The following is an 18,820-nucleotide window of genomic DNA, read 5'->3' as shown; positions in this document are numbered from 1 at the left end:
TTAAAAGATTAAAAATGAAAAAAAATATTACCGCCGCAGCCTTATTCCTATCTTTATTTAGTTACAGTCAGGTACATCTTGGAGCTAAAGGAGGAGTAAACTTAAATAAACTAGATGGCAAAAACTTCGACAGCGATTTCGAATTGGGTTATCAGCTTGGTGGTTTTGCGTATTATAATTTTACTGATTTTCTAGGTATTCAGGGAGAAGTGCTTTTCAATCAGACCAATACTAAAATCACAGATAATTATAAAGACATTTTAGATAATGCTTTCAAAAGAGGAAAAAGCCTTAATTATGTCAGTGTGCCAGTGTTACTGCGTTTAAACAGTGAAGGATTAATTAGTTTTGTGGCGGGTCCGCAGTTTAGTTTTCTGGCCAGCGGTAATCAAAGTGTTTTAAATAACAGCAAAAAACTTTTCAAAAAATCTGATTTCGCTTTTGTTGCCGGAGCCGAAATCAATATAAGACCCATTACGATTTATGGAAGATACATCTGGGGATTTTCTGATGTGAGCAACTTTGGCGAAAAAGCAAACAGCCAGCAAATTCAGGCAGGATTGTCTGTTCGTTTGTTCTAAAACAATGAATTCCTGGAAAATAATAAAAGGGCTGCTGGTTGTATTAGCAATCTTGTTTATCTCTTTGTTTATACTAGTAAGTGCCGTGATTGCTTTAATTTTAAAAGCGAGAGCAGTACTGAACGAACGAATAATTATAAACTGAATTAATATAGCAGAAACCAAAAAACTCTAAATTATATATTTAGAGTTTTTTTTTTTGGAGCAAAAAAAGGGTATTTATTTACGGATTTTTAAAAGTATAGCCAATCGTGACAAAGAAACTTTCGTTGTAAATTTTCCATTGTGGTTTGGTATTGGCATTTTCAATAAGCGGAACATATCCTTTAATGTATCTGCCTCCTAAACGAATACCGTTTGAGAATTCATAATTTAAACCAGCGGTAAATCCGGCATCCATTTTTTGGCTGTATTTACTTGGCGTTGTACCGTTTCCGTAGAGTGATGTATCGATATATAAATTTCCGTCGGCATCTTTGCGTTGTAAGGAAGCATTTAGTAAAATTCCAATATACGGACCTGCAAAAAGCTGTATTCCTTTGTAATAAAAAGCAGGACTGACAGGAAATAATTCCATATACTGGCGTTTAAATTTACTTTTATAATCGCCGTTTAGCGTATCATTTAATTGAAGCGACATCAATTTTCGGCTGTAAAACACCTCGTGTTTTAATCCAAAGTATTTTGATATTTTATTGTCAAGGGTAATTCCAATGGTTTGTCCTGTTAAGCTTTTTGGCGCTCCGCCTGTTGATAAACTGTCTACATTCTGCCCATTTAGTGAGGATCCGTTTATACCAGCGCTAATTCCAAAAGTAAGTCCAGTTTCCTGTGCATTAACTTTTAAGAGAGAACAGAGCAGGAATAAGATTATATAGATTTTTTTCATTGTTACAGATTTTAAAAATTAATATCCCAGATACCTGCTGTTTTTTCCAGTTCTACTAAAGCCGCGGCATAATTGTACAGGGTTTCGTGATAACTAAGCTGTGTTTCGTTGTAAGTTCGCTGTGCATTTAATACCTCAAGCAAAGTGGTTTCACCTCGTTTGTAACTATAAACTTTTCCGTCCAGCAGTTTTTTTGCATCAGCCAATAAACCCGTATCAAACTGTTTAACTTGTTTTTGTGCGGTGAGATAAGCAAACCATGCTTTCCGAACTTCAGTTTGAATTTGTAAATCCGTTTGTTTGTACAAAACGTCAGCTTGTTGTACACTAAATTCAGCAGCTTTTAATTCTCCTTTGTTTTGATTTGAAAATTTAAGCGGAATCGTAATCCCGGCAGAAACGGCATTAGAAGATGGAGTAGGAGCCACGACATTAGTAACAACAGAAGCATTTTCTACACCAAAACTCAATCCCAAATCCAAAACTCTATTGGCTTTGGTTAATTTTAAAACTTCTTGTGCGACATTTTTGTTTTTAAGAGCCGCAAGCAAGTCGGTTCTATTGTTTTGAGCCGTAACGATAAGTTCATTCAAATTAAATAGGCGTTCAAATTTTGTCAAATCACCAGAAGGTAAATACAACGTATCTGCTTTTTGATTTCCCAGCATTGTACCCAATTCTAATAAAGCGGTTTTCCAATCGGCTTCACTTTGGTAGACGTCATTTAGCATTGAATTGGCTTCCAGTTTACTTTGACGGGCATCAATCTCCGTAATACTTCCAAGTTTAAAACGGATGCTGTCTGTAGCAGCAATGTTTTTAAGGATTGTATACGAGTTGAACTGCACTTTAAAAATCTGTTTCTGTTTTAATCCGGTTAAATAATTTAAAGTGGCTTCGGCTCTTAAGTTTCTAAAATAATCTTCTAACAAAGTTTTGGTTAGTTCCGTGGTACTTTTGGCTACATTTATTCGGGCTTTTCGTTTACCTCCCAATTCAAGCGTCCAGCTTAATTCGGTAGAAAAACCATAACCCATCTGCATTCTGCGCTGGCCATTATCACTTGCACCTACAGCCAGTTCCGGATCCGGAAAAACTTTTGAAGCTTCAGTATTAGCCTGTGCCATATCTACATTAAACTTTTCGGCTGCATATCCCAGATTATTTTTACTGACCAAAGAAAGAAAATCAGGATAGTTCATTTTTACCGAAACGAATGTCGTATCAATCTGGGCATTTGATACTGCCGAAAAAACCAGCAATATCAAAAGTATAACCCATTTTTGTTTTATATTTTTAATCATAAATATCGTTTTATTGAGAATCAGTTTCGTGTTGTTTTGCGGTTTCTGCCCAATCAAATTTTTTCTCGATGAGATAATAAAGTGAAGGCAAAGCAAAAAGGGTCAGGATAGTAGAAAATAAAAGTCCGTAAACAATAACCGTTGCCAAAGGTCTTTGTACATCGCTGCCTATACCTGTTGCGAGGGAAGCAGGCAATAATCCTAATACCGCCACTGTGGCTGTCATTAAAACAGGACGGAAACGCTGTTTTGCACCATTGGTTACCGATTCGATAAGCGTCATTCCGTTTTTGCGAAGCTGATTAATATGTGAAATCATAATAACTCCATTTTGTATGGCGACTCCAAATAAGGCTATAAAACCTACTGCCGAGGAAACATTTAAAGTCATACCGCGAACATTTAAAGCCAGCATTCCGCCAAATAATGCCAGAGGAACGATACTCATTAACAATCCAGCCTGACGGAATTTTCCAAACGCACCGTACAGCAGTACAAACATAATGGCAAGTGCTAACGGAACGATAATAGCCAAATGACCGTAGGCGCGTTCCTGATTTTCAAATTGGCCTCCCCATTTTATTTTAAATTCGTCATGATTGTATTTTACTTCTTTTTCGATTCTGGCTTGCGCTTCTTTTAGAAAAGAGCTCAAATCATTGCCTCGCAGGTTTAAACGAACGGTAAGATGACGCTTGTTCATTTCGCGGGCAATGGTGCTTTCTCCCGTATTGAGTTTGATATCGCATACTTGTGATAAAGGAATTTTTACGCCTTCTGAATTTGTGAGCATTAAGTTTCCTATTTTTTCCGGATTATTACGGCTTTCTTCATTGTATCTTGCTGTAATATCATAGACTTTGTTGCCTACAAAAATCTGCGAAACGGCTTTTCCTCCCATAGCTACTTCGATAAGTTCAGATACATCATCTACATTTAAACCATACTGCGCAATTTTCTGACGGTCTGCAATTACTTGTATCTGCGGTAACGGCGGTTCCTGATCGATAGCCAGATCAACAGCACCTTTAACGTCTTTCAGCGTTTTGATGATGTCTTCGGCAATTCGTCGGGTTTCTTTATAATCTTCGCCATATACTTTTACAACCAATTCGCTGTGTGCTCCCGAAATTTTATCCATTACACCATCGATCATAGGCTGCGAAAAACCAATATTATAACCGGGCATAGTCGCATATTCAGCCGCAAGTTCTTTGATAAGGTCTTCTTTCGTTTTTCCTGATTTCCATTCGCTGTAAGGTTTCAAACCCACACTGCACTCATAGTGAGAAGGCGTCCAGGCATCGGTTCCGTCATCATTTCGTCCTGCCTGCACCATCATATAAGTTACTTCTTCGTGTTTTAAAGTCCTGTGACGCAGGCTATCGCTCATTTCTTTAGATTTCTCTAAAGTGATTCCCGGCGGTAACGAAACCTGGAGCCAGATTGAACCCTCGTCTAAAGGCGGTAAAAAATCCTTTCCAACGGTTATGGTAAGTACTAAAGCAAGGGCTAATACGGCTATTAAAGGCGCAAATACCTTTTTAGGTGCCTGCATTATTTTTTGAATTCGGTTATGATAAGCGCTCGTTAATTTATCCAGCCATTTGTTATGATACATTTTTTGAGGCTTTCGGTAAATAAAATAAGCCAGTCCCGGAATTAGTAATAAAGCAACCAATAAAGCACCGAAAAGCGCATAACCAACAGTAAATGCCATAGGCGTAAATAACTTTTTCTCTACTCTTTCAAAAGCAAACAATGGCAGGTATGCTGTGATGATGATAAGAGTGGCAAAGAAAATGGGACGCGCAACACTTTTTACGCTGCTGGCAACGCTGTTTTCGGTGAGTTCTTTAGTTTCGTCATCTTCCCGTTTTTTCAGAATAGTTTCCATCATTACGATCGCGCCGTCGACAATAATTCCGAAATCAATGGCGCCAAGCGAAAGCAGATTCGCCGGAATATTCGTGAATTTCATTAGAATAAAAGCAATCAAAAGCGAAATAGGAATTGTAATAGCGACTAATAACGCGCCTCTCCAACTGCCTAGAAATACAATTAATACAATAATAACCAGCGCCATTCCTTCCAGCAATGTATGCGAAACGGTGGTAAGAGTAGTGTTTACTAAATTGGTTCTGTCCAGAAAAGCATGAATTTTAACGCCTTCCGGAAGGTAATTTTTGTTAAGATCGGCTACGGCTTCGTTAACTCCTTTTAATACTACTGATGGATTTTGGTTTTTTAGCAAAAGCACAATTCCTTCAATATTATCCGAGTAATCAACGCCTCGTTTATCTGTATATCCTAATGCGCCTTTGCGTTCCAGATTTCCGTATTTAAGTTTTCCAATATCATTTAGATAAACCGGAACTCCGTTAACAGATTTTACTACAATTCGGCCCATATCATCGAGATTTTTCACCAGACCAATGCCGCGTACTACATACGACTGATCACCGCGATTGATGACGCTGCCGCCTACATTGGCGTTGTTTTTTTCGATCGTTTCGGTTATTTCACTCAGCGATAATCCGTATTGTTCTATTTTGCGCGGATCCAATTCAATTTGATATTGTGTTGTGATTCCTCCAAAATTGGTTACATCGGCAACACCCGAAACCTGTTTTATACGAGGTACAATTGTATATTCCTGTAATTCACTTAGTTTTCGCAGATCGTAACCTTTACTTTCAATTATGTACCGATAAATTTCACCCGTAGGAGAGGTAAGCGGATCTAAACCAGGCGCTGCTCCATAAGGTAATTCAACATCGTTTAAACGTTCCTGAATTCGGGCTCGGGCAAAGTAATCTTCGACACCATCATCAAAAACAATGGTAACCATAGATAAGCCAAAAGTACTTTTGCTTCGCATAACATGCATTCCGGGTAATCCGTTAATGGCACGCTCAATTGGAATCGTAATTTGCTGTTCGACTTCTTCTGCGGCAAGTCCGGGAACCTGTGTTACCACCTGCGAAGTGACATCGCCAATATCGGGATAGGCTTCAACCGAAAGCTGTGTCCACGAATAATAGCCAAATAAGGAGAGGAGCAGAAATAACGCCAGAATCAGCCAGCGTTTTGCTATTGTTGTTTCGAATATATTTTTTTTCATTTTTTTTGAGGTACTGAGGTTCTGAGATACTAAGGTTCTAAGGTTTTGTGCTTGCTTGCTTTACGATTTTTTTGGCCACTCCCGATAGCTATCGGGATAAAAGATTTTAATGATTTTAACTTTGATCCCGATGTGTATCGGGATTGGGTTAATTTCCAGATTATTTTGCTTCAAGGAGATAAAAGGCTCCTTCACTTATAATAGTTTCATTTGGTTGGAGTCCTGACTGGATTGCTATTTTCCCGTTTTGTGATACTCCGGTTTCTACATAACGGCGTGCATATTTTCCGTCGGCTAATTTTACAAATACAAAACTTTTGTCGTTGAATTGCAGTACCGCTTTTGCTGGAACAAACAGCGTATTTACGGGTGTATCGGTAAAATTTACAGATACATACATGCCGGGTTTAAGCAGATGATCAGCATTGGCGCATTCAATTAAAACCTGAACGCTTCGGGTCGTTTCGTCGATTATCTCATCAACATGAAATATTTTTCCTGTAATTTTCTTGTCGGGATAAGCTCCAGCCTGAATTTCGGCTTTATCTAATTCATGAATAAACCGAATGTCTTTTTCCTTAATCTGTCCCGCAACCCATACTTTTTTCAGATCGGCAATTTTGGCTTTGGGAGCATCTTCTTCTTTTAAAAATTGTCCCATAACCAATTCATTGGCAATTACTTCTCCGGCAATGGGAGAAGTAACTACTAATGGCTGTCCAAAAACTAATTTGTTGATATTAACCCCAAATATTTTTAAGCTGGCGGCGGCATTTTGGTATTCTTTTTCGCTGACTTCAAAACTGGTTTCTGCTTCTTCCAAATCCTTTTGAGAACCTACGCCGTGAGCTTTTAAATCCTGCTGGCGTTTTAAAGAAAGTTTAGCAGTTTGATAACCGGATTTTGCCTGAAAGAAGTTTTTTTGTGCATCTGTAAAATCAGGTGAAACCATTTCGAAAAGCGGTGTTCCGGCCTGGGTTTTCATGCCCAGTTTTACATATACTTTGGTTACTCTTCCGGAAAATGGCGGAGCAATCTCGGCATACGAGTTCGGAATTGCCTTCACTGTACCGGCAGTTTGTAATTCAAATTCATAAGGTTCATTTTTTACGGTTTCCAGTTTTAATTTAGAAGCAATCATCGATTTTGCCGGAACTACAATGGTATCGCCTTGTAAAGAAAAAGACTCGTTTTCTTTCGTTTCGGTTTTATTGTGACAGGCAGTTAATGCGGCCGCAGCAATTAGTGTTACTAAGAGATTTTTGCATTCGAATTGTTTACTGTTTTTAGTTTTTAGTTTCATACGTTTAATTTTATAACCACTGATTGAATTTTTTGATAAACCATGTTTTAACAAATTGTGTAAGCAGGCAATAGCACGTTAGTATGCCAAATAAAAATGGGAAATAGCTTAACGGAAGCGGCTGCATTTTTAACATAGGTGCTAATGGCGAAAACGGAATTGCGATACCTACCAGCATGATTAATGTTGTTAATGCCACTACAGGTGTTGCTGCCCAGCTTTGTATAAATGGAATTTTTTTAGTTCGTATCATGTGAATAATCAGTGTTTGAGAAAGCAATCCTTCTATAAACCAGCCGCTTTGAAAAAACGATTGGAGTTCCGGGCTGTTTGCTTTGAAGTAAAAGAACATCAGAGCAAATGTTGCAAAGTCAAAAATGGAGCTGATTGGGCCAATGAAAAACATAAATCTCTGGATACTTGAAGCATCCCATTTTTTAGGTTTTTTCAAAAAGTCTTCGTCCATTCGATCCCACGGAATAGCGGTTTGCGATATATCGTATAATAAATTTTGAGTTAATAATTGTACCGGAAGCATTGGCAAAAAAGGCAGGAAAGCGCTTGCTCCAAGCATACTGAACATATTACCAAAGTTGCTGCTGGCGGTCATTTTGATGTATTTGATGATGTTGCCAAAGGTTCTTCGGCCGTAAATAACTCCTTTGCGCAGTACCATTAAATCTTTTTCTAATAAAATAATATCGGCACTTTCTTTGGCGATATCTACAGCAGTGTCTACGCTGATACCTACATCGGCTTCCTTAAGCGCAGCGGCATCATTTATACCATCGCCCATAAACCCAACGGTGTGTCCTTTTTCGCGTAATGCTTTTACAACTCTTACTTTTTGAAGTGGACTCAATTTGGCAAAAATGGAAACATCCTCAATGCGATCTGTTAGTTCCTGCTGTGTCATGGTTTCTAATTCGGTGCCCAGAACAATGTTTTTTACCGGAATTCCAACATCGTTACATATTTTTTTGGTTACGATTTCATTATCTCCGGTAAGAACTTTAACTCCAATTCCTAACCCTTGAAGCGCTGCAATACTTGGTTTTGCCGATGGTTTTGCAGGATCAAGAAAACCAATAAATCCAGTTAAGGTTAGATTGTTTTCGTCTTGTACAGAATAGGTTAGAGGATGTTTTCCGTCAAACTCTCTTATGGCAACTAATAAAACTCTTAAGCCTTCTTCGTTCATCTTTTTAGAAGTCTGTAAAACCGTATTGTGCATCTTTTTATCCATCGGGATTACTTTGTCGTTTTCAAGGTGAAGCTCTTTATCTTCGCCCGGATCGAAACTGTGAGAACACAAATCCAGAATTTCTTCGACAGCTCCTTTGCAGATTAAAAGATGATTTCCGTTTCTCATTTTCAAAATAACTGACATACGTCTACGTTGAAAATCAAAAGGAATTTCATCTACTTTCATGAAGTATTCTTCTACTTTTAAATAATCATGAAGTTCAACATGCTCTAAAACTGCTTTATCGAGTATATTTTTTAATCCCGTTTGATGAAAACTATTCAGGTAAGCCCATTTTAAAACTTCGTCGTCTTCTGTTCCCAGAACATTTAAATGTTTTTCGAGTACAATTTTGTCCAGAGTCAGCGTGCCGGTTTTATCTGTACAAAGAATATCCATCGCACCTATATTTTGAATAGCATTTAATCGTTTTACAATCACTTTATGTTTGCTCATATTCATGGCGCCTTTGGCTAAATTGGCAGTCACAATCATAGGCAGCATTTCAGGAGTTAATCCCACTGCAACGGCAATGGCAAATAATAAAGCCTGCATCCAGTCTCCTTTTAGGAAACCATTTACCAGAAAAATTACGGGAACCATAACCAGCATGAAACGAATCAAGAGATAACTAACTTTGTTTATCCCGATATCAAAAGCAGTTTCTGGTCTGTTGCCCAGAATAGTTTTACTGATGCTTCCAAAATAAGTTCGGTTTCCGGTTGCCACCACAATTGCCATTGCTGTACCGCTTACAACATTGGTTCCCATAAAACAAAGATTATTGAGTTCTACAGGTTGTTTAGTATCGGCATCGCGAATGGGCAGAAATGTTTTTTCTACCGGCAAAGCTTCTCCTGTCAGCATCGATTCGCTGATGAATAAATCTTTACTTTGCATAATACGGCAGTCAGCAGGCACCATATCACCGGCAGATAAGAAAACAATGTCTCCCGGAACCAGTTCTGTCATGGCAATTTCTCTTTTGCCCATAAATTTTCGAAGCACTGTTGCTGTGGTTTTTACCATACTTTTTAGTTTATCTGCAGCCTGATTGCTTCTAAACTCCTGAAAAAAGCGTAGTAAAGCACTAAAAAGCACCATAACTGCCACCATAATAATGGTTTTATAATCGGCTTCTCCCGGTGCAGCAAGCCAGACATCTACAACAAAAGATATGATGGCTATAACCAGCAGGATGAAAATAAACGGATTAATAAAAGCTTTAAATAATTGCTTTAGCCATGAGGGTGCTTTATCATGCTGTACTTCATTAGGGCCGTATTTTTTAATACGTTCGTTTGAAGTTGGCATGCTAATTCCTGCTTCTGAACTCTCGAGCATAGCATAGACAAAATTAGAATCGCTTCGGGAAGCGTTTCGCAATTTTGTAGTCGTTCCTTCGTTCATTCCGTTGTTTGTCAAGGAATAGAAGGGGTGCTTAATTTTCTCTTTTGCACTCATTGTTGTAATTATTAAATAGTATTGATTAAAAAAATTATGATTCCGCTGAAAATCATAACTATGGCTGAAATTTTGATTAATTGAATGGCCTTAACCGAATTGAAATATTTTAAAGACCAGCCAATCAAAAGGAAAAACAGTAAACATGGAATTACGGTTTTGTAAATAGTAAGAGGCTCAATCTTTAAGAGACTTAAAGCAAAACCCAGCACAAAAAGATATACTGATGAAGCAAGGGCAATGTTTAAAAAGTCGTCTAAGTCCGGAAAGGTTTTATGGTTTCGTATTACTTTTACTTTAAATTCCTGAATCATCTTTACGGCTATTGAAAACAGCATGGTTATCGCGAGCCATTTGTCCTGACTTTTTATGGTGCTTGTTACTAATGCTGCAGTCCAATACCCGTATTTTATAACCTGTAATTGTATCGTAAACAAGACAAGCTGTAACAGAACTGCTTTTTTTGATTTGGTAAAAGCAATCGTATTCACACTCATTTTAGACAGCAGTAAATTATCTGCAGTAATCCCTAAAGTGATTAAAAGAACTGCAATAGAAATGGATAATGTCATGATTAAAGATCTGTCTGAGTTCCCATAATTTCCCAGCTCACTTTTGTAACTTTTTCTTCAATCGTTAAGCGGCTGGCCATTTTTTCCATTAGGCTGTCCTGAGATGTAATGGCCTTTATCTCTGCGGTTATGATCGCTATTGAGGGATCATCATTGTCATCGCTTGTCAGTGATTTTAAAAGCAGTGAATCTTCGTTGCCTAAATGCTGCATTAACATTACTCGGAGATGATTTTCGACTTCTGTTTTACATTTTATGGTAAAGAGATAATCTGTTGGGATATTAAAGGATTTTAGAGATTGTAATCGGTTCAATGTTAAGCCTAATGGGCGAAGCAGTACATGTGTAATCATAACCGCGGCGCTTACTATAATGGCTTCGCCGTACAAACCAATTCCTGTAAGAGATCCTACTGCTGCTGAACACCAAATGGTTGCTGCCGTATTTAATCCCTGAACGCTTAATCCGTCTTTCATGATAACTCCGGCTCCCAGAAAACCAATTCCGGAAACGATTTGTGCGGCCACTCTGCTTGGATCGGCTCCATTACCCAATGAAACAGAAAGCAGAATAAAAGCAGTAGATCCAAGAGAAACAAGGGTGTTGGTACGCAGTCCGGCATTTTTCTGACGCCATTGTCTTTCGATTCCTATTGCTGCTCCTAAACTTGCTGCAAGTGCAATGCGGGTTGTAAATTCGTAAGTTGTAATCATGGTATGCCTCCTTTTCTTCTAATAGGGTTTCAATATTTTTGAAAACCGGGTAATTGTCTTTTTCGCTTTAATTTCTGATGATATAAAAACAACGGCGAGTACTGTTTCATAACCACGGCGCAAAATTAGACCAGCCTTAAAGAAAAGGCCATTAGAGATGTTTTAGAAAAAAATTAGAATTTCATTAGAAAGAAATTCAAGTCGTTTTTGTGTCAAAAAAACAGATTGAAAAATGATAGTAAATGGAGGTGAGAGAATAGAAGAAAGAGAATAGAAGAAAGAAAATAGAGGGAAGAAAATAGAGGGAAGAAAGAGGAAGAATAAATGGTCCGAGCCTACGGCTCTCAAAATTATTGCGTAATATTTTTTAACCGGATTAAAATCCGGCCCTACAATATAAGCCGAGCCGTTGGCTCTTTTTTAAAGTTGTTTTGAATCGGTCTCAGGAAACATTAAAAAATTCCGTAGGAATGAAAAATATTGTAGCAACGGATTTCAATCCGTTGAAAAAGAATAACGTATCAATATAAAATTCCGTAGGAATGAAAAATATTGTAGCAACGGATTTCAATCCGTTGAAATAATTATACGTGTTTATATAAAGTTCCGTAGGAACGATTCATATAAATTAAAAACGATTCCTATAAATTAAAGCGAATTGAACTGTACTGTAAAAGTTGTTCCTTCATTTTTCTTTGAAGAAACCGAAATTGTTCCTTTATGAAGCTGAATAATTTTCTTTGTTAACGAAAGTCCAATGCCATTTCCGTCGGCGTGGGTTTTATTTGAGCCTCGATAAAATGGAGTGAAAATATGTTCTAATTCTTCTGTTGAAATTCCGATTCCGTTATCAGAAAAATTAAGTTTGATTTTATTTTTTTCAAATGAAATGGAGACCAAACTCTGTTTATCATCAGAAAATTTACAACCGTTTTCAAACAAATTTACAAATGCGACTTTTAGCAGATATTCGTTTGCATTGACCGAAATCTGATTATCATCTTCAAAATCATTTTCAAAATGAATGGCAATATTGTAATTCGGATTTGATTTCTGAACCTGCTGGCGTGCATCTAGTAAAACTTCGTCGATGCGAACCTGTTTAAACGCAATTTCAGACGGATCGTAATTTGCTTTTGCCAAATCCAGTAAACTATTAGAGAGTTTTGCCAGTTTTTTTGCATCCTGTAAAGTGTTTAGGATAACTAGTTTATATTCATCAACATTACGTTCTTTATGAGTTGAAAGTTCTAATTCGGCAATAATGGCGGAAAGAGGCGTTCGTAATTCGTGCGAAATGTTAGAAACAAAATGTTTTTGCGAATCGAAAGAATTTTCCAAACGGTTCAGCATTTCATTAAAAGTAGAGGCCAGCTCCGAGATTTCGTCTTTACTTTCGTTAGCATCTAATCTTAAGTCAAGATTTGTAGCCGAAATCATTTTTGCTTTATCGGTCATGTTAACAATGGGTTCAAAGGCTTGCTTTGAGAAAAAACGACCCGCCATAAAAAGGACCAAAATAGAGATGATGAAGACAACAATACAAGTTTCGATAAGGTTATAAATTTTCACATATCCAAAACCATCGTATGCAGCGGCGGTAATAATGTATTTTTTTCCTTGAAATATGTACGTGGTTCCTATAACCTGCCATTCTTTTTGATAGAATTGTATTTCGCCTTTTTTAGCGATTTCATCGATCATGGGTTTGGTTTCTTTTACCACATCTATATCAACAGCATCATGATATAAAAGTTTAAAAGAAGGATTATAAATGGCAACTTCGACTTCATTTAGTGTTGCTCTGTTGTTTCTGTAGATGTCTTGCAGCGTTTTGCTGTCTATTTCGGCATTTAAGATTAGATTTGCTTTGGTAATAGCTTCTTTTTTCAGCAGGGCGTAAAACTCTTTTTCCCTGTTTTCTTTTGCAGAGTATATGATAATAGCAGCAAATACCAATAAAATAGTGGCAGTAACGAGGGTAAATAATATAGTCAGCCTGGTTCTGATTTTCATTCTGCTTTCAAAATAAATCCCATTCCTGAACGGGTATGGATGAGTTTTTTATCGTAATCCTTATCAATTTTCTTTCTCAGATAATTAATATAAACATCTATAAAATTGGTTCCGGTATCAAAAAGTGTATCCCATACTTTTTCGGCAATTTCTGTGCGGGATAAAACACGTTCCTGATTTTGGAGCATATATTCTAAAAGTTTGAATTCTTTGGGTGTAAGGTTTATTTCAATCTCATTTCGTTTGACACTTTTAGTCTGCAGATTCATTTCGAGATCATCGTATTTCAGAATAAATCCCGAGGTGTTGGCAGTACCATTATTGCTTCGTTTTAGTAAAGCCCGGATGCGAACGAGAAGCTCTCTCATTTCAAAAGGCTTGGTGAGATAATCATCGGCGCCGGCATCAAATCCTTCTACTTTATCATCTGTTGAGCCCAAGGCAGTCAGCATAATTATAGGCAGATCCGGTTTTATCTGGCGTAATTCTTTACATAAATCCAATCCGTCGAGTTTGGGTAAAATAATATCTGTAATAACCAAATCGTACTGATTATTAAGGGCTAATTTTTTTCCCGACAGACCGTCATAGGCTACTGTAGGCGAAAATCCATGTTCGTTGAGTCCTCTTTGGATCAACTCGGCTACTCTAAAGTCGTCTTCTACTACTAAAATTTTCATCTATACAAAGTTATAGTTTTGGATGTAGAATAGCAGAAAAAATAACGGCAAAAAAAAGAGTTTATGCTAAAAACATAAACTCTTTGATATTTAGATTGCAAGAACAATTTCTTAATTTGTACCTGCAGCACTTTTGTCTACAAGAAATAGTAATTCTCCAGAAACAGGTTTAATTAACTGCATTGGGTAAAGTGCAGGATTGTACGCTCCGGTTGTTACTTCTTTTAAAGCTGGTGCTTTTTTCTCTCCAAAAGCAACTACGATAATCTTCTCGGCTTTGTTAATCAGCGGAGCCGTAAGCGTTATGCGGTGCATACTTTGCGGTGCAAGGTAATAAGCGTCAACCCATTTGGTTTGTTCGCTTAATACTTCCTGACCCGGAAATAGAGAAGCCGTGTGACCGTCGTCTCCCATTCCTAATAAGATAAGATCAAATTTTCCTTCGTCGCCTAAAACCTTTCTAATAGACTGCTCGTAGGTAACGGCATACTCTTCTGGCGTAACCCCATCGGCATACATTTCAAAAATGTTTTCTGATGGAATAGGAACGTGGCTTAATAAAGTACTGTAAGACATTTTCGCATTACTTAAATCATCATTAAGCGGCACCCAGCGTTCGTCGCCCCAAAATATGTAAACTTTACTCCAGTCGATTTTTGTTTTATAATCGTCAGAAGCTAATAATTTGTAAATACCTGCTGGAGAAGAACCTCCGGTAAGTACAGCAGTGAATTTTCCTTTTTCGGCAATTGCTTTTTGTGCCGATTCTACAAAAAGGTCTGCTGCTTTAGTATTAATTTCTTCGGTATTATTGTAAATCTGTATCATCTAATATTTCTTCTTTTGTTTGTGTATTTGGAATCCAGGCGTGTCCTTGGCGCGCCAATAATTCGTCGGCTTCTTCAGGTCCCCAGCTTCCTGCTTTGTAATTAGGGAAATTTGTTGGTGCCGTAGTTTTCCAAACCTGCTGAATGGTATCAATAGCGTCCCAGGCTTGTTCTACCTGATCCCAGCGCATAAATAGAGTAGGATCTCCTGCCAAAGCATCGGCGATTAAGGTTTCGTAAGCTTCTGGCGACATGGTAGAGCAGGCAAAATAATCAAATATCATTTCTGCCGGTCTTAAAGAAAGTGACAGACCTGGTTTTTTGGTCATAAACTGCAGTTTAATGTCCATTGCAGGCTGAATATTGATAATCAATCTGTTTGGTGTCATACCTTCTTTTCCATAAGAAAATGAGGAATGCGGAACAGGTTTAAATTGTATGATTATAGAAGATTGTTTTTCTTCCATTCTTTTTCCTGTACGCAGGTAAAACGGAATTCCCTGCCATCTCCAGTTGTCCAGATAAATTTTCATCGCTACATAGGTTTCGGTATTCGAATCTGGAGCAATTCCTTTATCCTGACGATATCCAGGAACTGGTTTTCCTTTTATAGTTCCAGCGTCGTATTGGCCTCTTACAATATAATGATCTACTTCGTCCGGTTTAATACGTCGAATCGATTTTAAAACATCGGCTTTACGGTTTCGGATGTCATCTGCTTCTAATGAAGCCGGAGCCTCCATGGCAGTCATACATAAAATTTGAAGCAGATGGTTCTGAATCATATCTTTTAATGCACCAACGCCTTCGTAGAATCCGCCTCGTTCTTCAACGCCTACTTCTTCTGCAACTGTAATTTGGACAAAATCAATAAAGTTACGGCTCCATAATGGTTCAAACATCGAATTTCCAAAACGGAAAGCAAGAATATTTTGAACGGTTTCTTTACCTAAATAATGATCGATTCTGTAAATCTGTTCTTCTTTAAATGTCTGCGAAAGCATTACATTAAGTTCAATTGCAGATGTTTTATCGTAACCAAAAGGTTTTTCGATAATAATACGATCCTGCGTTGGATTAGCCGCAAGACCAATTTTCTTGATATTATTAGAAATCGTAGTAATGAAAGAAGGTGTAATCGAAAGGTAAAAAAGACGATTAGCACGTTCTCCAAAAGCCTGATCGATGTTGTTTATCTTAGTATTTAGGCTTTGATACGATTCTTCATTGTCGATATCAAGACTGTGATAACTGATGTGAGAAAGAAACTTTTGAGTTTCGGGATCAGAAAGTCCTTTCTTTCTTGAAAAGGTGTTTAAATTTTCTAATACATAACTGCGGAAATCTTCGTTGGTTTTTTCGGCTCTTCCCAGTGCGATGATTTCAAATTTATCCGACATACGACCGTCGAGATACAGGTTTTGAAATGCCGGAAAGAGTTTTCTTTTTGCCAAGTCTCCGGTTCCTCCAAAAATTACAATAATTGTTGGATTTATATTTTTGAACTTACTCATTGTGTGTGTTGTGTTGCTTATAGTTGTTTATTCAGACCATTGTGTATGGAAAACACCTGTTTTGTCGATACGCTCGTAGGTGTGGGCTCCAAAATAATCACGTTGTGCCTGAATTAGGTTGGTTGGTAGGTTTTCTGATCGGTAGGCATCAAAATAAGCTAATGAATTCATTAGCCCTGCAGCAGGTAATCCTTGTTGAACCGCAAATTGAATAACGGCTCTTGTTCCTGCCTGGTTTTCACTTAATTTTGAAGCGATTCCGGCGTCTAAAAGTAAGTTTGGCAAATCAGATTTGGCAACATAAGCTTTTCTGAAATCTTCTAAAATAGTAGCACGAATAATACAGCCTCCGCGCCATATTTTGGCAACAGTTTCCAGATTTAATCCATAATTGTATTCTTTAGAAGCCGTATGAAGCTGTGCTAATCCTTGTGCGTAAGTCACAACAATAGAAAAGTATAAGGCTGATTTTAATGCTGCAATTGCTTCGGTTGTATTTACATTAGTTTCGGCGGCGTTCCAAACCAGTTTTTTAGCGGCTTCAATTCTTTCCGGTTTTGTTTTAGACATATCGCGCATTACAACGGCAGCGTCGATTGTTGGAACCGGTACTTGTAAATCCATTGCATTTTGCGAAGTCCATTTTCCTGTTCCTTTAGATCTGGCCCAGTCTGAGATTTTATTGATCAATCTCGTTCCGTCTTCATCATTTTGTTTCAGGATATTTCCGGTAATTTCGATTAGGTATGATTTAAGGTCTTCAGTCTGATTCCACTCTTCAAAAGTTTTCTGAATTGTATCTTCATCTAAATTATAACCTCTTTTCATTAGGTCGTAAATCTCAGAAATCAATTGCATGATTCCGTATTCGATTCCGTTATGAACCATTTTTACATAGTTTCCGGCAGATCCGTTTCCTAAATATTCTACACAAGGTTCGCCGTCTACTTTTGCTGCAATAGCTTCAAAAATAGGACGAAGTCTTTCGTAAGCTTTTTGATCACCGCCCGGCATCATTGCAGGACCAAATCTTGCGCCTTTTTCTCCTCCTGAAATTCCCATTCCAAAGAAATGAATTCCTTTATCAGATAATTCCAGAAATCTTCTGTCTGTATCCGTAAAATAAGTGTTACCGCCATCAATTATAATGTCACCTTTATCTAAATGAGGAAGTAAACTTGCTATTGCGCTGTCAACAGGTTTTCCTGCCGGAACCAGCAGCATAATAGCTCTAGGCTGTTGAATAAGCTCTACAAAATGCTTTACATCTGTTGTAGCTTCAATTGTATGATCAGGACCCGCTTCTTGTTGCAGCGAGTTGACTTTTTCGGTATCTAAATCTAAACCTGCAGCCGCGAAGTTATGGCTCGCAATATTTAAAAGTAAGTTGCGGCCCATTACACCGAGCCCAACAATTCCAAAATCAAATTTGTTCATAGTTTTCAATTAACTAAAATTATTATAAAAGTGTTTTTCCAGAAAAAATGTAAGAGAAAAAACGGTAATGCTTTTTGATTCAGTTCTTTGCAGAAAAACAGTGTTTGTTTTAATCTTATATTTTAAGATTTACTGTGCTAAGTTAGAGAAAAATGATGAAATAGAAGTAGATTATAAGTTCACTTTAAGGCTTTATTGTGATACTTTTTTATGTGTAAAAAATATACTTAAAATAACGGTACATTCTATACGTTCTTTTTAAATTTATCGATTTGAATGTTCGCGAATAGCACTATTAATTAACTAAATTCAGAAAAATCTAACAGTAAACCGAAGATCCTTTACAATTTTTGATAAAAGTTAAGAAGTGAAAAAAAATATGAGTTGATTTTTATAGATTTGTAAAATTAGTATGTTCCCCAAAAATATAAGACAATGAAATCGTTTACCTCCTTATTTTTATTTTTAATGTTTGCTTATTCAAATTCGTACTCGCAACTGAGTTCAGATAAAATATTTGAAAGCTTTAAACAGGGTGAACGTACCAATTGCTCGTCGATTGCTTTTATTAAAGCTTCTTTAAATGTTTACGGATTAGATAATCTTTTTGTAACCGAACCAATAAATGACAGCTTGTATAAAATAACACTTAAAAACGACGCTTCATTTAATTTAAAGCAATCTGAAATAGACAAAGCCAAAGTTTCTGCTGACTTTGTATATATTAAGGACAACTGCGACAGCGAAAAAATTACAGAATACGCTATACTGACTTACGCAGTAATGGCAAAATACAAGCAGATTATCGATAAGGAAGCCGCTTTTGACCAGGCTTTAGAAGATTTAGAAGATGGGGCAGTGTATACGCCTACTATTTATAAATATTTAGGTTTTATAAAAGGAAAGCAGATACAAAAGTTAAAAAGACAATCCGGAAGCGAATTTTGCGGTGTAGTGGCATGGTCGACCGCACATGCAGTTTTTGTATGTGAAGAATTTATGGATTATTACGGTAATAAGAAAAGTATCTGGATAAAATATCCGGGACGTTTTAGAATAATCAAGTCATAAAAACCGCAGAAAGGCTAAGTGTTAAAGTTTTCTAAAAAAAGAAATTAAATAAAGTTGTAATTTAAGTTAAATTGTATAT

Annotated in this window: 14 protein-coding genes; 2 read left to right on the top strand and 12 right to left on the bottom strand. The window is 37.2% G+C overall.

The genetic code is table 11. The features are described from left to right. The first annotated feature begins 14 nt into the window (after window positions 1–14). The gene (locus AC1RRQ_RS11600; protein WP_493023187.1) at window positions 15–581 is read left to right on the top strand and encodes a porin family protein; all 567 of its coding nucleotides are present in this window, start codon (window positions 15–17) and stop codon (window positions 579–581) included. A 223-nt stretch (window positions 582–804) separates the two neighbouring features. Here the strand turns inward: AC1RRQ_RS11600 and AC1RRQ_RS11595 are convergent, their stop codons facing one another. The 12 genes from AC1RRQ_RS11595 to gnd all read right to left on the bottom strand — a co-directional run bounded on the left by AC1RRQ_RS11595 (window position 805) and on the right by gnd (window position 17,670). Then, window positions 805–1,470 carry an outer membrane beta-barrel protein gene (locus AC1RRQ_RS11595; protein ID WP_493023186.1) on the bottom strand — a complete coding sequence of 222 codons (666 nt, stop codon included), beginning with the start codon at window positions 1,468–1,470 and terminating at the stop codon, window positions 805–807. 11 nt (window positions 1,471–1,481) lie between these two features. Further along, a complete protein-coding gene (locus AC1RRQ_RS11590) occupies window positions 1,482–2,774 on the bottom strand; it encodes a TolC family protein (protein ID WP_493023185.1) in 1,293 nt (430 codons plus the stop codon). Between the two features lie 10 nt (window positions 2,775–2,784). Beyond that, on the bottom strand, window positions 2,785–5,898 hold the full coding sequence (locus tag AC1RRQ_RS11585) for an efflux RND transporter permease subunit (protein ID WP_493023184.1): 3,114 nt from the start codon (window positions 5,896–5,898) through the stop codon (window positions 2,785–2,787). Between the two features lie 160 nt (window positions 5,899–6,058). Then, window positions 6,059–7,201 (bottom strand): efflux RND transporter periplasmic adaptor subunit, encoded by a 1,143-nt coding sequence (locus AC1RRQ_RS11580; protein ID WP_493023183.1) that lies wholly within the window; start codon window positions 7,199–7,201, stop codon window positions 6,059–6,061. Between the two features lie 10 nt (window positions 7,202–7,211). Then, the gene (gene mgtA / locus AC1RRQ_RS11575) at window positions 7,212–9,911 is read right to left on the bottom strand and encodes a magnesium-translocating P-type ATPase (RefSeq protein WP_493023182.1); all 2,700 of its coding nucleotides are present in this window, start codon (window positions 9,909–9,911) and stop codon (window positions 7,212–7,214) included. 11 nt (window positions 9,912–9,922) lie between these two features. Next, on the bottom strand, window positions 9,923–10,483 hold the full coding sequence (locus AC1RRQ_RS11570; RefSeq protein WP_493023181.1) for a manganese efflux pump: 561 nt from the start codon (window positions 10,481–10,483) through the stop codon (window positions 9,923–9,925). Window positions 10,484–10,485: 2 nt separating this feature from the next. Beyond that, the gene (locus AC1RRQ_RS11565) at window positions 10,486–11,196 is read right to left on the bottom strand and encodes an MgtC/SapB family protein (RefSeq protein WP_493023180.1); all 711 of its coding nucleotides are present in this window, start codon (window positions 11,194–11,196) and stop codon (window positions 10,486–10,488) included. A gap of 648 nt (window positions 11,197–11,844) precedes the next feature. Next, a complete protein-coding gene (locus tag AC1RRQ_RS11560) occupies window positions 11,845–13,212 on the bottom strand; it encodes an ATP-binding protein (protein ID WP_493023179.1) in 1,368 nt (455 codons plus the stop codon). Further along, complete coding sequence (locus tag AC1RRQ_RS11555) at window positions 13,209–13,892, bottom strand: response regulator transcription factor (protein ID WP_493023178.1); 684 nt, start codon at window positions 13,890–13,892, stop codon at window positions 13,209–13,211. The genes AC1RRQ_RS11560 and AC1RRQ_RS11555 overlap by 4 nt, the downstream gene beginning before the upstream one ends. 111 nt (window positions 13,893–14,003) lie before the next feature. After that, a complete protein-coding gene (pgl, locus tag AC1RRQ_RS11550) occupies window positions 14,004–14,720 on the bottom strand; it encodes a 6-phosphogluconolactonase (RefSeq protein ID WP_493023177.1) in 717 nt (238 codons plus the stop codon). Continuing rightward, window positions 14,701–16,233: a glucose-6-phosphate dehydrogenase gene (gene zwf / locus AC1RRQ_RS11545; protein ID WP_493023176.1), complete on the bottom strand. Its 1,533-nt coding sequence runs from the start codon at window positions 16,231–16,233 to the stop codon at window positions 14,701–14,703. The genes pgl and zwf overlap by 20 nt, the downstream gene beginning before the upstream one ends. A 27-nt stretch (window positions 16,234–16,260) precedes the next feature. After that, window positions 16,261–17,670, bottom strand: coding sequence for an NADP-dependent phosphogluconate dehydrogenase (gene gnd / locus AC1RRQ_RS11540; protein ID WP_493023175.1), 1,410 nt, complete (start codon window positions 17,668–17,670; stop codon window positions 16,261–16,263). Window positions 17,671–18,105: 435 nt separating this feature from the next. Between gnd and AC1RRQ_RS11535 the strand changes: the two genes are divergently transcribed. Continuing rightward, on the top strand, window positions 18,106–18,741 hold the full coding sequence (locus tag AC1RRQ_RS11535) for a hypothetical protein (protein ID WP_493023174.1): 636 nt from the start codon (window positions 18,106–18,108) through the stop codon (window positions 18,739–18,741). The last annotated feature ends 79 nt before the right edge of the window (window positions 18,742–18,820 follow it).

Source organism: Flavobacterium sp. GW821-FHT12A05 (assembly GCF_058807735.1).
The sequence above is the reverse complement of the archived record's forward strand: the minus strand, read 5'-3'. Positions and strand labels throughout refer to the sequence as shown.

Coding starts and splice junctions, on each gene's coding strand:
- AC1RRQ_RS11600 (WP_493023187.1), top strand. CDS start 15: ATGAAAAAAAATATTACCGCCGCAGCCTTATTCCTATCTTTATTTAGT.
- AC1RRQ_RS11535 (WP_493023174.1), top strand. CDS start 18,106: ATGAAATCGTTTACCTCCTTATTTTTATTTTTAATGTTTGCTTATTCA.
- AC1RRQ_RS11595 (WP_493023186.1), bottom strand. CDS start 1,470: ATGAAAAAAATCTATATAATCTTATTCCTGCTCTGTTCTCTCTTAAAA.
- AC1RRQ_RS11570 (WP_493023181.1), bottom strand. CDS start 10,483: ATGACATTATCCATTTCTATTGCAGTTCTTTTAATCACTTTAGGGATT.
- mgtA (WP_493023182.1), bottom strand. CDS start 9,911: ATGAGTGCAAAAGAGAAAATTAAGCACCCCTTCTATTCCTTGACAAAC.
- zwf (WP_493023176.1), bottom strand. CDS start 16,233: ATGAGTAAGTTCAAAAATATAAATCCAACAATTATTGTAATTTTTGGA.
- AC1RRQ_RS11585 (WP_493023184.1), bottom strand. CDS start 5,898: ATGAAAAAAAATATATTCGAAACAACAATAGCAAAACGCTGGCTGATT.
- AC1RRQ_RS11560 (WP_493023179.1), bottom strand. CDS start 13,212: ATGAAAATCAGAACCAGGCTGACTATATTATTTACCCTCGTTACTGCC.
- AC1RRQ_RS11555 (WP_493023178.1), bottom strand. CDS start 13,892: ATGAAAATTTTAGTAGTAGAAGACGACTTTAGAGTAGCCGAGTTGATC.
- gnd (WP_493023175.1), bottom strand. CDS start 17,670: ATGAACAAATTTGATTTTGGAATTGTTGGGCTCGGTGTAATGGGCCGC.
- AC1RRQ_RS11580 (WP_493023183.1), bottom strand. CDS start 7,201: ATGAAACTAAAAACTAAAAACAGTAAACAATTCGAATGCAAAAATCTC.
- AC1RRQ_RS11590 (WP_493023185.1), bottom strand. CDS start 2,774: ATGATTAAAAATATAAAACAAAAATGGGTTATACTTTTGATATTGCTG.
- pgl (WP_493023177.1), bottom strand. CDS start 14,720: ATGATACAGATTTACAATAATACCGAAGAAATTAATACTAAAGCAGCA.
- AC1RRQ_RS11565 (WP_493023180.1), bottom strand. CDS start 11,196: ATGATTACAACTTACGAATTTACAACCCGCATTGCACTTGCAGCAAGT.